Source organism: Actinomadura geliboluensis (assembly GCF_005889745.1).
GTDB lineage: Bacteria > Actinomycetota > Actinomycetes > Streptosporangiales > Streptosporangiaceae > Spirillospora > Spirillospora geliboluensis.
On the sequence record NZ_VCKZ01000277.1, the window covers coordinates 1 to 12,746 of the forward strand.

At 71.5% G+C, this 12,746-nt stretch carries 13 protein-coding genes; 9 read left to right on the forward strand and 4 right to left on the reverse strand.

Features of this window, described 5'->3' with window-relative positions; genetic code table 11:
• The coding region (locus ETD96_RS30315) for a serine/threonine-protein kinase (RefSeq protein WP_138639910.1) at positions 1 to 994 on the reverse strand (994 nt) is incomplete at its 3' end.
• Between the two features lie 182 nt (positions 995 to 1,176).
• Between ETD96_RS30315 and ETD96_RS30320 the strand changes: the two genes are divergently transcribed.
• The 4 genes from ETD96_RS30320 to purM all read left to right on the forward strand — a co-directional run bounded on the left by ETD96_RS30320 (position 1,177) and on the right by purM (position 5,290).
• Positions 1,177 to 1,617 carry a sterol carrier family protein gene (locus ETD96_RS30320; protein WP_138639911.1) on the forward strand — a complete coding sequence of 147 codons (441 nt, stop codon included), beginning with the start codon at positions 1,177 to 1,179 and terminating at the stop codon, positions 1,615 to 1,617.
• 44 nt (positions 1,618 to 1,661) lie between these two features.
• Positions 1,662 to 2,288, forward strand: a complete 627-nt coding sequence (locus ETD96_RS30325; RefSeq protein WP_171069303.1) for a LamG domain-containing protein — start codon at positions 1,662 to 1,664, stop codon at positions 2,286 to 2,288.
• Between the two features lie 525 nt (positions 2,289 to 2,813).
• Positions 2,814 to 4,268 (forward strand): amidophosphoribosyltransferase, encoded by a 1,455-nt coding sequence (gene purF / locus ETD96_RS30335; protein ID WP_138639913.1) that lies wholly within the window; start codon positions 2,814 to 2,816, stop codon positions 4,266 to 4,268.
• Positions 4,265 to 5,290 carry a phosphoribosylformylglycinamidine cyclo-ligase gene (purM, locus tag ETD96_RS30340; protein ID WP_138639914.1) on the forward strand — a complete coding sequence of 342 codons (1,026 nt, stop codon included), beginning with the start codon at positions 4,265 to 4,267 and terminating at the stop codon, positions 5,288 to 5,290. The genes purF and purM overlap by 4 nt, the downstream gene beginning before the upstream one ends.
• A gap of 268 nt (positions 5,291 to 5,558) precedes the next feature.
• Here purM and ETD96_RS30345 read toward each other — a convergent pair whose 3' ends face one another.
• Together ETD96_RS30345 and ETD96_RS30350 are read right to left on the reverse strand one after the other, a co-directional pair.
• Complete coding sequence (locus tag ETD96_RS30345) at positions 5,559 to 5,765, reverse strand: DUF3073 domain-containing protein (RefSeq protein ID WP_089328938.1); 207 nt, start codon at positions 5,763 to 5,765, stop codon at positions 5,559 to 5,561.
• A gap of 329 nt (positions 5,766 to 6,094) precedes the next feature.
• Complete coding sequence (locus tag ETD96_RS30350; protein WP_138639915.1) at positions 6,095 to 7,177, reverse strand: Leu/Phe/Val dehydrogenase; 1,083 nt, start codon at positions 7,175 to 7,177, stop codon at positions 6,095 to 6,097.
• A gap of 85 nt (positions 7,178 to 7,262) precedes the next feature.
• On the opposite strand from ETD96_RS30350, the gene ETD96_RS30355 reads away from it, so the two are divergent.
• Together ETD96_RS30355 and bldC are read left to right on the forward strand one after the other, a co-directional pair.
• Complete coding sequence (locus ETD96_RS30355) at positions 7,263 to 8,180, forward strand: DUF8083 family protein (protein WP_138639916.1); 918 nt, start codon at positions 7,263 to 7,265, stop codon at positions 8,178 to 8,180.
• Positions 8,181 to 8,453: 273 nt separating this feature from the next.
• The gene (gene bldC, locus ETD96_RS30360; protein ID WP_012850682.1) at positions 8,454 to 8,657 is read left to right on the forward strand and encodes a developmental transcriptional regulator BldC; all 204 of its coding nucleotides are present in this window, start codon (positions 8,454 to 8,456) and stop codon (positions 8,655 to 8,657) included.
• Between the two features lie 342 nt (positions 8,658 to 8,999).
• Here bldC and ETD96_RS30365 read toward each other — a convergent pair whose 3' ends face one another.
• Entirely contained in the window at positions 9,000 to 9,692 is a 693-nt protein-coding gene (locus tag ETD96_RS30365) for a TetR/AcrR family transcriptional regulator (RefSeq protein WP_240808332.1), read from the reverse strand.
• Positions 9,693 to 10,073: 381 nt separating this feature from the next.
• Here ETD96_RS30365 and ETD96_RS30370 point away from each other — a divergent pair, with 381 nt between their 5' ends.
• The 3 genes from ETD96_RS30370 (at position 10,074) to ETD96_RS30380 (ending at position 12,502) form a co-directional block, all read left to right on the forward strand.
• Entirely contained in the window at positions 10,074 to 11,075 is a 1,002-nt protein-coding gene (locus ETD96_RS30370) for a LacI family DNA-binding transcriptional regulator (RefSeq protein WP_138639917.1), read from the forward strand.
• 279 nt (positions 11,076 to 11,354) lie between these two features.
• Positions 11,355 to 11,591, forward strand: coding sequence for a hypothetical protein (locus tag ETD96_RS30375; RefSeq protein WP_138639918.1), 237 nt, complete (start codon positions 11,355 to 11,357; stop codon positions 11,589 to 11,591).
• Between the two features lie 110 nt (positions 11,592 to 11,701).
• The gene (locus ETD96_RS30380) at positions 11,702 to 12,502 is read left to right on the forward strand and encodes an N-acetylmuramoyl-L-alanine amidase (protein ID WP_138639919.1); all 801 of its coding nucleotides are present in this window, start codon (positions 11,702 to 11,704) and stop codon (positions 12,500 to 12,502) included.
• Positions 12,503 to 12,746: the final 244 nt, after the last annotated feature.

Consider the following 12,746-nt stretch of genomic DNA (forward strand, 5'->3'; position numbering starts at 1 on the left):
GGCCCGAAGGACCCATGGGAGGCGCTGGGACGCCCATAGGTGGTACTGGGACACCCATGGGGGAACGCAACGGTGCCGCCGGTGGGACGTCCTTCCGGGCGCCCCCGGGGCCTGCCGCAGGGCCGGCGGCCAAGGCGCGTCCCTCTTCCACCATCGACGGTGGCATGCGGGCAGGAAGCGGACTGTCCGAGCCAAGAAGCCGCTCAAGGATGCGCGGGGCCGTGGGACGGGCGGCCGGGTCCTTGGACAGGGCGTCCGCCATCACCTCCCGCACGGCGTCGGGGACGTCCGACAGGTCGGGCTCGTCGTAGACGATGCGCTGCATCACCTCGGATGGCGAGCCCTCGCCGAACGGCGCCTTGCCCGTGGCGGCGAAAAGCAGGGTCGACGCCCAGGCGAACACGTCCGCGGCCGGGCCGATGCCCAGACCGCTCAACTGCTCCGGAGCCTTGTAGGACGGGTCCTCGGTGTTGTGGCCGCTGAAGGCGACGTTCACCGCTTCCAGAGCGTGCGCTATACCGAAGTCGCTCATCCGCGGGCCGTTGCGCCCCAGCAGGACGTTCGCCGGCTTCAGGTTGTGATGAAGAGCACCCGCACGATGGACGGCCGCGAGCGCGACCGCCATACCGACCGCCAGGCGCTCGACGACGGCGCCGCCGCGCACGCCCTCCTCGTCCACGAGCTGCTGGAGGGACGGCCCGTCCACCCACTCGCTCACCACGTAGGGGCGGTCGCCCTCCACGTCGGCGGCCAGGATCGCCGCCGTGCAGAACCCCGAGACCTTCCGGGCGGACGTGAACGCGCCGGCGAACCGGGACCGGGCGACGGGCTCGCCGCTGAGCCGCACGTGCAGGACCTTCACGGCGACATGGCCGCCGGCCGGGTCCCTGCCGAGGAAGACGGCGCCCTGCTCACCGACGCCGAGCCGGCCCGTGATCTCGAACGAGCCGAGCCTGCGCGGGTCACCCGGCTGCAGGGGCAGCGCCTCGGGCATCTCACGAACCTCCGTGTCCTCCGGGGACGCGCGTCCCCGGCTCCCCGTTCAACTCACTCCCCATGCCTGGCACCGGGGTCCATTTCTACCGCCTGTCCGGGCCGGCCGTGCCGGAGCGGCCCCCCACCCGCGTCCGCCGCCGGCTCCGCGTTCACCCTGACGGACGGGTAGCGTCGGTCCCGATGCCGCGAACCCCGCTGACCTCCGCCGTCCTGAACGAGCAGCGCGCCGCGCTCGGCCTGCCGCCGCACACCGGCGCGGACGAGCCCGCCGCGCTCCGTCGCGCGGCCCTGGACACCGTCCTCGCCGCCGAGGCGGAGGGCACGGAACCATCCCGGCCGGTGGTCAAGGGGGCGGTGCGGTTCCTGCTCGACCGGCTCGCCGAGTCGGCGCCCGGCCGCTCGGTGGAGGTCCGGGTCCCTCCACACGCCGCCGTTCAGTGCATCGACGGCCCGCACCATACCCGTGGTACACCACCGAATGTGGTGGAGATGGACGCCGCGACCTGGATCGCCCTTGCCACAGGACGGTTGGCCTGGGCCGACGCGGTCGCGGACGGACGGGTCCGGGCCAGTGGCGCGCGCGCGGACCTGACGGACTATCTTCCTCTACCCATCGACTGAAACCTTCCCGTGCGGGAGTATCCGCCTTGCTGGAGGTGATCCCCGTGCTGATCGCTCATTGGACGTTCGACGTCGACACCGTGGACGGCCGCACGGTCGCGGACGCGACCGGGGCAGGGCCCGCCGCCGAACTGGACGAGACCGCCGGGATCGTCCCCGGCCGCGAGGGGGAGGCGCTGTCGCTCAGCGGACGCGACCGGGCCGTCATCCCCGCCGTGCCCCAGCTCGTCCTCAGCCAGGTGTTCGGGTTCAGCCTGGCGTTCTTCGTCCAGGTCACCGAGGCGCCCACCGGCGAGTGGCGCAGCCTCGTCTACAAGCCGGTCGCCGAGGACGACGCCCGGGGCCTCGGCCTGTGGCTGTACCCGGACGCCATGCGGCTGCGGGTCCAGTTGTTCACTGTGAAGGGCCCCGACTATGTCGACAGTCACATCAGGCTGTCGCTGGGGGAATGGACCCATGTCGCCTTCGTCGTGAACACCCAGGGGATGTTCCTCTACGTCAACGGCGTCCTGGACGGTGCCGCGCCCTTGGAGCACCCCGTCGTCACACCGTCCGGACCCATCTACCTGGGCAGCGAACTCACCAAGCCCGGGTTCGGCGGGCTGATGGACGACTTCCGGGTGTACTCGTCCGCGCTCAACGAGGACGCCGTCCGGGCCTTGGCCGAGTAACCCTCACTAGCGCCCCGCACCGCGCCGGCGCCTTGGACATCCGCGCGCGCATAGGGGAACTCGCGCTCGACGCACCCCCGGCGTGACGTCTCGTCCGGGTACCTCGTCTCGTCCGCGCACTGCACGGCCTTGCTCAGCAGCCAGAAGCCCACGCCCCCGCCTATGAGGAGCGCAAGGGCGGAGCAGACGACCCCTACGACGGCAGGCCGCCGGTCAGGGTCCCGCCGGACGAGGGAGACCACTCCCAGGGCGAGCCCTACGAGAGCGGGTATCAAGCCCACCAGGCAGAAGACGAGCCCCACCAGTCCGGTGATTCCGAGCACCTGCGAGGCCCTCGCCAGGCCGCTGCGCCGCGGCGGTGCGGGCGGCGCGTAGGTCTGGTACCCGGGCAGCGTCATGTGTCCCCTCCACGTGTCGTCCCCAGATTCCCCCGAACCGCGTGATGCCCGTGGTTCCAGGGGGTAAAGGTCCGTTAAGACATGCCACCGATCGGAGCAGGTGAATCGGGCATCTAGACTGGCGAGCGTGCCTCTCCGTGACGGACGTCTGAGCCACGACATCGATCCCTCCGACCGCGCTCCCCAGGACGCCTGCGGGGTCTTCGGCGTCTGGGTCCCCGCCGACCAGGCGTCGCGGGCCGAGGTGAGCAAGCTCACCTACTACGGCCTGTACGCGCTCCAGCACCGCGGCCAGGAATCGGCCGGTATCGCCGTCAGCGACGGCTCCCGCATCGTCGTGTTCAAGGACATGGGCCTCGTCGCCCAGGTCTTCGACGAGTCGGTGCTGAACACGCTGCGCGGCCACATCGCCGTCGGCCACTGCCGCTACTCGACGACCGGGTCGCCGACGTGGGAGAACGCCCAGCCCACCTTCCGGTCCACGGACGCGGGCGGCCTCGCGCTCACCCACAACGGCAACCTGATCAACACCCCGGAGCTGGCCGCGCGGCTGGAGCCGGGCGTGCTGACCGCCACGACCGACACCGAGGTCCTCACCGCGCTGTTCGCCCACCACGGCGAGGGCGGCCCGATGGCCGCGGCGCGGGAGATCCTCCCGGCCACCCGCGGCGCGTACTCCCTGGTCTTCATGGACGAGGGGACGCTGTACGCGGCCCGCGACCCCGAGGGCGTGCGGCCGCTCGTCCTCGGCTCCCTGGAGGCCGGCGGCTGGGTGGTGGCGTCCGAGACGGCCGGGCTCGACATCGTCGGCGCGCGCTTCGTCCGGGAGATCGAGCCCGGCGAGCTGGTCGCCATCGACGGCGACGGCGTCCGGTCCGAGCGGTTCGCCGAACCGCGCCCCAAGGGCTGCCTGTTCGAGTACGTCTACCTGGCGCGGCCCGACACGACGATCGCCGGGCGCAGCGTCCAGGCCACCCGCGTCGAGGTGGGCCGCCGGCTGGCGCGCGAGCACCCCGTCGAGGCCGACATGGTCATCCCGACGCCCGAGTCGGGCACCCCGGCCGCGATCGGGTACGCGGAGGCGTCCGGCATCCCCTACGGCCAGGGCCTCGTGAAGAACTCCTACGTCGGGCGGACGTTCATCCAGCCGTCCCAGACGATCCGGCAGCTCGGCATCCGGCTCAAGCTGAACCCGCTGCGCGAGGCGATCGAGGGCAAGCGCCTGGTCGTGGTGGACGACTCCATCGTGCGCGGCAACACCCAGCGCGCCATCGTCGGGATGCTGCGGGACGCGGGAGCCGCCGAGGTGCACGTGCGCATCTCCAGCCCGCCCGTCGCCTGGCCCTGCTTCTACGGCATCGACTTCGCGACGCGCGCCGAGCTGATCGCCGGGAACCTGTCCGTGGAGGAGATCCGCGACTCCATCGGCGCCGACTCGCTCGGCTACATCTCCCTGGACGAGCTCATCTCCGCTTCGCAGATCCCCAAGAACAACCTGTGCCGGGCGTGCTTCGACGGCGTCTACCCCATCCCGGTGGAGCAGGACGCCCGCGGCAAGCACCTGCTGGAGGTCGGGCGTTGACGTCCTATGAGGCCGCCGGTGTCGACATCGCCGCGGGCGAACGCGCCGTAGAGCTGATGAAGTCCCGGGTGGCCCGTTCACGGCGCCCAGAGGTCGTCGACGACGTCAGCGGGTTCGCGGGCCTCTTCGACGCCTCGGCCTTCCTGAAGTACAGGCGTCCTCTGCTCGCGACGTCCACGGACGGCGTCGGTACCAAGGTCGACCTGGCGCGGCGCCTCGGCATCTACGACACGGTCGGGCACGACCTGGTCGGCATGGTCATCGACGACCTCGCCGTATGCGGGGCCGAGCCGCTGTTCATGACCGACTACATCGCCTGCGGGAAGGTCGTCCCGGATCGGATCGCCGACATCGTCGGCGGGATCGCGGACGCCTGCGCCCTGGCCGGGTGCGCCCTCGTCGGCGGCGAGACCGCCGAGCACCCCGGCCTCCTGGAGCCGGACGAGTTCGACCTCGCGGGCGCGGGGACGGGCGTCGTCGAGGCAGACGAGATCCTCGGCCCGGACCGCGTCCAGGTGGGGGACGTCGTCCTCGCCATGGCCTCGTCGGGCATCCACTCCAACGGGTACTCGCTCGTAAGGCACATTCTGGCCACGACCGACCTGGCCCTGGAGTCCGAGCCCGCCGAACTGGGCCGTCCGCTGGGTGAGGAACTTCTCACCCCGACGCGCATCTACGCCAAGGACTGCCTCGCGCTGATCCAGGCCGGCGGGGTGCGCGCGTTCGCGCACATCACGGGCGGCGGGCTGGCGGCGAACCTGGCCCGCTCGCTGCCGCCGACGGTGGACGCCGTGCTCGACCGCTCCTCGTGGGAGGTCCCGGCCCTGTTCCGCGTCCTGCAGGGCCACGGCGGCGTGCCGCAGCCCGAGATGGACAAGACGTTCAACCTGGGCGTCGGGATGGCCGCGATCGTGAGCCCGGACGGCGCCGACGCGGCGCTGCGCCTGCTGACCTCGCGCGGCGTGCCCGCCTGGGCGCTCGGTGAGATCACCGACGGCACCGGTGCCGCCGTCCTGCGCTAGCCGCGCGGCCCGCCGCCCCGCCGTCCGGCGGGGCGCGGCCCGAAAAGGCGGGGACGCCGGGTGGGACGGGCTGAGAGGGTCACTGAGCGCCTCTCAGCCCTCAACCGTCACCACGGAAGCGTGCGCCGCCGAAGGTGCCTCAGGGGCCCTCTCGGCGGCCGACGGAAACCATGACTCGCACACCCCCCATGAGGGAAAACCGCGCCGAACTGGAGAAGTCACGACAAACGCCACTGCCCGTGGCGGGCAGTGGCGCGCTGTCGGCCGGTCAACCGGAGGTGCCGTCCTTGCGGTGCTCCGTGCCGTAGTCATCGGCGTAGTCGGCGTACTTCTCGGCGAGCTCGTCGTACGAGTCGTCGCCGGAGTCCGTGACTCCCAGTTCGTCCTTCAGGCGGTCGAGGTCCGTGTTGCCGGTGTTGTACTTGAGCTGCCGGGCAACCTTCACCTGCTTGGCCTTGGCTCGGCCGCGACCCATTGGCTCGACCCCCTCGATGGTCAGGGCTTTCGTGGGCCCATCAACGCGCGCGTGTACCACACGAACCGGTGCCTGATGAGCCATGCGTCAGTCACGGGTACAACCGTACCCGTTTTGCGCCTGGCTCGGTACATCGACGGTACGTGGCGGCGCTCCTGTTGCTGATAACAACAGTGTATCCGGTGGTCACGAGTACATGCCCAGGCCGCCGTGGGACGGTCGTACAGCGCTCCACGGCGGCCCTTGCAACGGTCTTGCAACGGTCTAAACGAGTCAGGAAGCCCCACTGTCCAGACCGGGGCCGAGCCCAAAAGAACCCCTAGGCCGCTCTAGAGGAGGATCCCCCGCAGCCTGCCGATCTCGGACATCCGGCGCTCCGCGAGCCGATCGGCGGCCACCGCCGGCGGGACGCCGTCGTCGGCGGCCAGCGCGAAGATCTTCCTGGTCGTGTCGTAGATGCCGGACGCCCGTGCCTTGGCGCGGTCGAAGTTGAAGCCCTCGATCTCGTCCGCGACCTGGATCACACCGCCCGAGTTCACCACGTAGTCGGGCGCGTACAGGACGCCCCGGTCGGCGAGGCTCTTCTCCACTCCCGTGTGGGCGAGCTGGTTGTTCGCCGCGCCGCACACCACCTTGGCCCGCAGCACGGGAACGGTGTCGTCGTTCAGGGAGCCCCCCAGCGCGCAGGGTGCGTACACATCGAGATCCGCGCGGACCATGGCGTCGGCGTCGGTGACGACCTCCACCTCCGGGTGCAGTGACCGGACCCGGTCGACCGCCGCCTCGTTCAAGTCGCAGACCACGACGTCCGCGCCGTCCTCGCGCAGGTGCTCCACCAGCCGGTGACCGACCTTTCCGACACCTTCCACGCCGACCCGCTTGCCCTGGAGGCTCGGCGTGCCCCACATCGTCTCGGCGGCGGCCCGCATGCCCTGGAACACGCCGAACGCCGTGAGGATGGAGGAATCGCCCGCGCCGCCGTGCGCGACCGTCCGTCCGGTGACGTAGCGGGACTCCCGCGCCACGATGTCCATGTCCTCGCTGTACGTGCCGACGTCGCACGCCGTGTAGTAGCGGCCGTTCAGCGACTGGACGAAGCGTCCGTACGCCCTCAGCAGCGCCTCGGACTTGTCGACGGCCGGATCGCCGATGATGACGGCCTTGCCGCCGCCGAGATCGAGCCCGGCCATGGCAGCCTTGTACGCCATGCCCCGGGACAGGTTCAGCACGTCGGCGAGTGCCTCTTCCTCGGTGCCGTAGGGGAAGAAGCGGGTTCCTCCCAGGGACGGGCCCAGCGCGGTGGAGTAGATGGCGATGATGGCGCGCAGGCCGCTGGCTTCGTCTTGGCAGAAGACGACCTGCTCGTGTCGGGGTTCGGTGCCCTTGTGGGGCGCCCCGAAGACATTAGGCACGGTAGTGCCCTCCTCTCTGTCTCTAGATCAGACTAGGGCGCGGTATGGCCCCCCGTCCGCCCTGATCTCATGTCACGATGCGGTTGTGCTTCCGTACGCCGCGTACCTACGGGTTTATGAACCGGTGACCGCCTTCCCGGAGCCCGCGCGGACACTGTGGACGGTCTACGCCGACTCCAGGCGGCGCCCGCGGCGGATCCACGCGCTCGGTGTGGAACACCGCGAGGCCGCGCTGAGGCTGGTCGGCACGCCGCCCGAGGTCGTCCCCGAGCGGGAGAGCCGGGACGCCTACGTGCGCCGCCTCGACGACATGATCTACGTGTGCCCGTGGGGGACGCGGCTGCGCTCGTGGCTGGCCTTCGAGCGGTTCCGCAACGAGCACGCCGCCGGCGTCGCGGCGGCGTTCGTCCCGCCGCCGGTGGCGGAGCGGGCGATGAGCGAGTTCGAGCAGTGGAAGCGCGCCGGGCGGCCGCTGCGCCCGCACATACTGACGAGCACCTGGCACGTCCCGCTCGACTGGTTCGTGCCGTTCGCGCGCGGGGAGCGGTGCCTGATGCTCGGCACGCCGGGGACCGGGTACCGGAAGTCCGCCGACGCGGCCGAGGAACTGCCCGGCCACGGCCCGGCCACGGCCGCGCCCGCGCGCACGCTGAGTTACGTCACCTCGATGGGCGAGGCGCGCCGCCGGGTGGCGACGGCGCTCCCGGTGGTGCGCGAGAACCTCGGCGACGGCTCCGAGGACGTCTACCTCCTGTCGGCCGGGCGGCTGGAGACGCTCGCCCGGTGGCTCGGCGAGTTCCATCCCGGCTCCCTGGTCGAGCTCGACTACGGCGGCCTCGTCCACCTGCTGGACGACCGGACCCTCAGCGCGGACGAGTCGGTGGCCGAGATGACCGTCGCCCTCACCGGGATGGAGCGCGGCGAGGCCGAGCTGACCGTCGCGATGTACAAGCGACTGCTGGCCCGCTGGCGGCCCGTGCGGGCGCTGGAGGCCGCGAACTAAAACAAATTTCCCGAATCCGCGCGCGATACGACTATACGTGTCGCTAGAATCACGCAGCGTGACCCACTGTTCGCCGCTCAGGTGCGACACCCCGCCGTCGCGGGGATGTTTGCACGCAACTACCGCCAGGAACTTGCTTGTTGCGCTGAGTGGTGGCAAGGTTACACGTTGTGATGTCATAGTGGCTCTTTCGGGCCATAGGGGACATCAGTGACCACGCGAGGATCAATCGCAGGATCGCTGTCATCGGTCCACGGAGGAGAGGCCGCAAACATGTCAGCACGTACGCCAGAGGCCGAGCCCCTGCTGACGCCGGCGGAGGTGGCGACGATGTTCCGCGTCGACCCCAAGACCGTCACACGGTGGGCGAAGGCGGGAAAGCTCACGTCCATCCGGACGCTGGGAGGGCACCGTCGCTACCGCGAGGCGGAGGTGCGGGCGCTGCTCGCCGGCATCCCGCAGCAGCGCTCGGAGTAACGCGCACGGCACCAAGGGGGGACGGCCGGGAGGCCGCTGGGCGACCTCGCGCGCGAAGGACGCTCCAGGGGTCTCCTGGACGACCGGCCGGGACCACGGTCATCCGAGAACCGTGGGCCCGGTACCGAGCACGCCGTTCGGGCCGGCATCGCGCCCGCGGATCCCGCGGGTGGGATGCCGGCCTGCACGGAATTTCGGACACCTTAGGTTCAATCGTCCACAACCGGACACCAGTCCCGGCGGCCACAGCAGTCACGGCCGCAGTTGTTACGGCCACAGTTGTCAGGACCGCGGCGGTTACGACCGCACCTGTGACGACCACAGCGGTTACGGCCGCGGCGGTCAGTCGCCCAGCTCCTCCTGGGAGAGGCGGGCGAACAGGGCGCCGGTGCCCGGGTCGTGGCGGCCGGCCGTCTGCATGATGGCCACGAGCTGGTCGACGAGCAGCCGCTCTAGCTCGGGGCGCGGCACGTCCCGGTTCTCCAGCCAGTCCAGGCCGGCGGTCTCCACCGTCGCCATCCAGCAGCGCAGCGTGATGCGCAGCACCGGCGGCGGGACCTCCACGTCCAGCGAGTGCAGGATGCGGTCCAGCAGCAGCCGGCGGATGCCGTCGACGATCTCGCCCGCCTCGCCGGAGCGGTCCGCGGGGCCGCCGCGCAGCAGCGCCGTGTAGCCGGCCGCGTGGCTCTCCACGAAGTCGAAGTACCGCTTCAGCGAGATGCGCAGCCGGTCGAGCGGCTTGCCCTCAGTCGGCGGTTCGAGCAGCACCGACAGCTTCTTCGCCGCGCTGCCGAGCGCCGCGATGTACAGCTCGTACTTGCCGCCGAAGTAGTGGTAGACGAGGGCCCGGGAGGCGCCGGCCGCGGCCGCGACGTCGTCGATCGAGATGTCCTCGGGCGAGCGCGTGCTGAACAGCTGCAGCGCCGCGTCGATCAGCTCGTCCCGCCGTTCGTCCACGCTGAGCCGGCGACGGCCCCGTCCGCCGCCGCTCCGTCGGCCCTGCGCCTTGCCGCCGGCCACCGCACGATCTCCCACCTGGGCAGCGTATCCGAGCCGGGCCCGGAGCCGTGCCGCGCCGACCGGGCGCGGGACGTCCTTTTCACCGGGTCGTGATCGGCCGCGGACACGACTGTGATCCGGAACACCACAGGCCCGAACCACCTTTGGCGTATGCCCGTTACTCCCGGTTGCGACGATTCGGGCGGAAGGCGCGGCATCATGGCATCTCCTCCCGAGCGGAGGTCGGCGCGCCGGTTCCCCCGGCGGCGCGTCGTCGCGGCAGGTCCTGCAGGTCCCCCCGGACGGAGTGCCATGTCAGCTGATGAACCGAATCCCCCGTACGGCAGGCAGGGAGAGGGCGCGGTGCCCCAGCCGCGCAGCGGATCCTCTCCCGCCGCGCGCGAGGAGGGGAGGGCGGTGCCGGCGCCGAAACCGACGATCCGCAACGTCGCCGAGCGCGCCGGAGTGTCGAAGTCGCTCGTCTCACTGGTGATGCGGGGGTCGCCGCACGTGAGCGAGCGCCGGAGGCAGGCCGTCCTGCAGGCCGCCCGGGAGCTCGGCTACCGGCCGAACGCCGTCGCGCGGAGCCTGGTCGAGGGCCGCACCCGGCTGATCGGCGCCATCGTCGCCGACCTTCACAACCCGTTCTTCGCCGAGTTCCTCGACGGGCTCCAGGAGAGCCTGCACGGCGCCGGCCTGCGAATGCTCGTCGGCAGCGGCCGGTGGGACCCGCTGTTCGAGGCGGAGGCCGTCGAGGCGTTCCTGGAGATGCGGGTGGACGGGCTGGTGCTGCTCAGCGTCGTCCCCGAATCGCTCAAAGAGGCCGCGGCGAGCGTCCCGGTGGTCGTCGTCGGCGAGCGCGACGTCCACGGCGTCGACATCGTGGTGGACGACGACGAACTCGGCGCCAGCCTGGCCGTCGACCACCTCGTCGAACTCGGCCACCGCCGCATCGCCCACATCGAGGGGGCGCGCTCCACCACCGCCCACTACCGCCGCGCCGGCTACGAGAAGGCGATGCGCCGGCACGGGCTGGCCGCCGAGATCGTCGTCGAGACCGGCGACTTCACCGAGGACGGCGGCTACCGCGCCGCCCGCTCCCTGCTGCGCCGCGACGCCCGCCCCACCGCGATCTTCGCTCCCAACGACCTGGTCGCGACCGGCGCGCTCTCGGCCGCCGACGAACTCGGCATGCGGGTGCCCGCCGACCTGTCGATCGTCGGCTACGACAACACCCACCTCGCCGCGATCCGCCACATCTCCCTCACCAGCGTGGACCAGCCGCGCCGCGACATGGGGCGGGTGGCCGCCGAACTGCTCACCGCGCGCATCGGCGACCCGTCCCGGCACGCCCGGCAGAACCTGGTCGTCCCGCACCTCGTGGTGCGCTCCACGACGGGGCCCGTTCCCGCCCCGTGACCCGCCTCCCCCGGTGACCCGAGACGTCCCCCCGCCTCTTCACGCTCCCGCACGCACGCCCGCGCGACCGGTGCCCGTGGCCGCCCGCGGCCGCGTCGATCGTTCAGGAACCGGTTTTCGACGGGTAAGGGGCTGGCCAAGCCTGCCGCATTCGCCGGTCCCCGGCCCGCCGCCGGGGGGTTAATGGGACTCACCGTCCGACGGGTGCATCCGGGCGGCCTCGGGGGAGGCCGCCCGGCCGGGCCGGACGTCGGGAAAGTCCACTGGGGGGTTCAGCTCGTGCGTGATCCGGAACTGGTGTCGTGCGCGCAGCGCGCGGCGAGCGAATTGGAACGCGCGTGGTCGGAGTGGCGCAACGCCCGCGGCCTCGCCGAGCAGGTGTCGGAGTCCGTCGCCAGCTATGTGGCGCATTCCATCGACCACCCCTGGGGGCGGCCCCGCGTCGTCCTCGGCCTGGACGCCGACGAGGCGCGCGCCCTCGCCGCGCTGCTCGGCAAGGAGGACCCGCTCCGCTGATTTCGCGGACCGCGTTTGACGAACCTCCGCCGCCGTGCAGACTGTCAGGGTCCCCGGTAACGAAGTCATCACGGAGGAATCGGCCTGTGCGAATCCATCGAGGCGGCCCGATGGCCGCCGGTCTCGCGCTGTGCCTGGGCGCGCTCACCGCGTGCACCGGCTCCTCCGGCGCGTCCGCTGACGACCCCGCGCCTCCGCCGACGGCCCCGGCCGCGCCCGACGAGCAGTCACCGGCCGCCGCGAAGGCCGGCGGCCGCCCGCTGGACGGCCGCACCATCGTGATCGACCCGGGCCACAACGGCGGCAACGCCGCCCACCCGTCCGAGATCAACAAGCAGGTCAAGATCGGCAACGGCAGCAAGGCGTGCGACACGACCGGCACCGAGACCCGGTCCGGCTACGCCGAGCACGCCTTCACCTGGGACGTCTCGAACCGCCTCGCGAAGCTCCTGCGCGCCCGCGGCGCCAAGGTCGCCCTCACCCGCGAGGACGACAAGGGCGTCGGCCCCTGCATCACCGAGCGCGCCGCCCTCGGCAACCGCCTGAAGGCCGACGCCGCCGTGTCCATCCACGCCGACGGCGCCTCCGCGTCCGGCCACGGCTTCCACATCATCGAGCCGCTCTCCATCGGCCGCAACGCCGCGATGGTCACCGGCTCCGCCAAGCTCGGCAAGGCCCTCCGCGACGCCTACCACCAGGGCACCGGCATCCCGTACTCCAACTACCTCGGCAAGAACGCCATCGACCGCCGCGACGACCTCGGCGGCCTCAACATGTCGAAGGTCCCCAAGGTCTTCATCGAGTGCGGCAACATGCAGAACAAGACCGACGCCGCCAAACTCGCAGACCCCGCCTTCCGCCAACGCATAGCCGAGTCCCTGGCGAAGGGCTTCGAGACATATCTGGGCTAGCTGTGTTGGCCCAGGGGGGCGACCCCCTGGAACCCCCGTCACGGCCGAGAGGCCGTTTCCCGATCCGCTGGCGCGTCTCGTGAAACAGCCTCTCGCCCGGCGGGCCGTGCGGCCTCCGGGCGCTGGGCGCCCTACGGCCACACGACCCGTGTTGGCCCAGGGAGGCGACCCCCGGAACTCGTGCGGCCTCCGGGCGCACCGGGGCTGGTGGTTGAGGTTCGGGGTTAGAGGGTGTGTGGGGGTG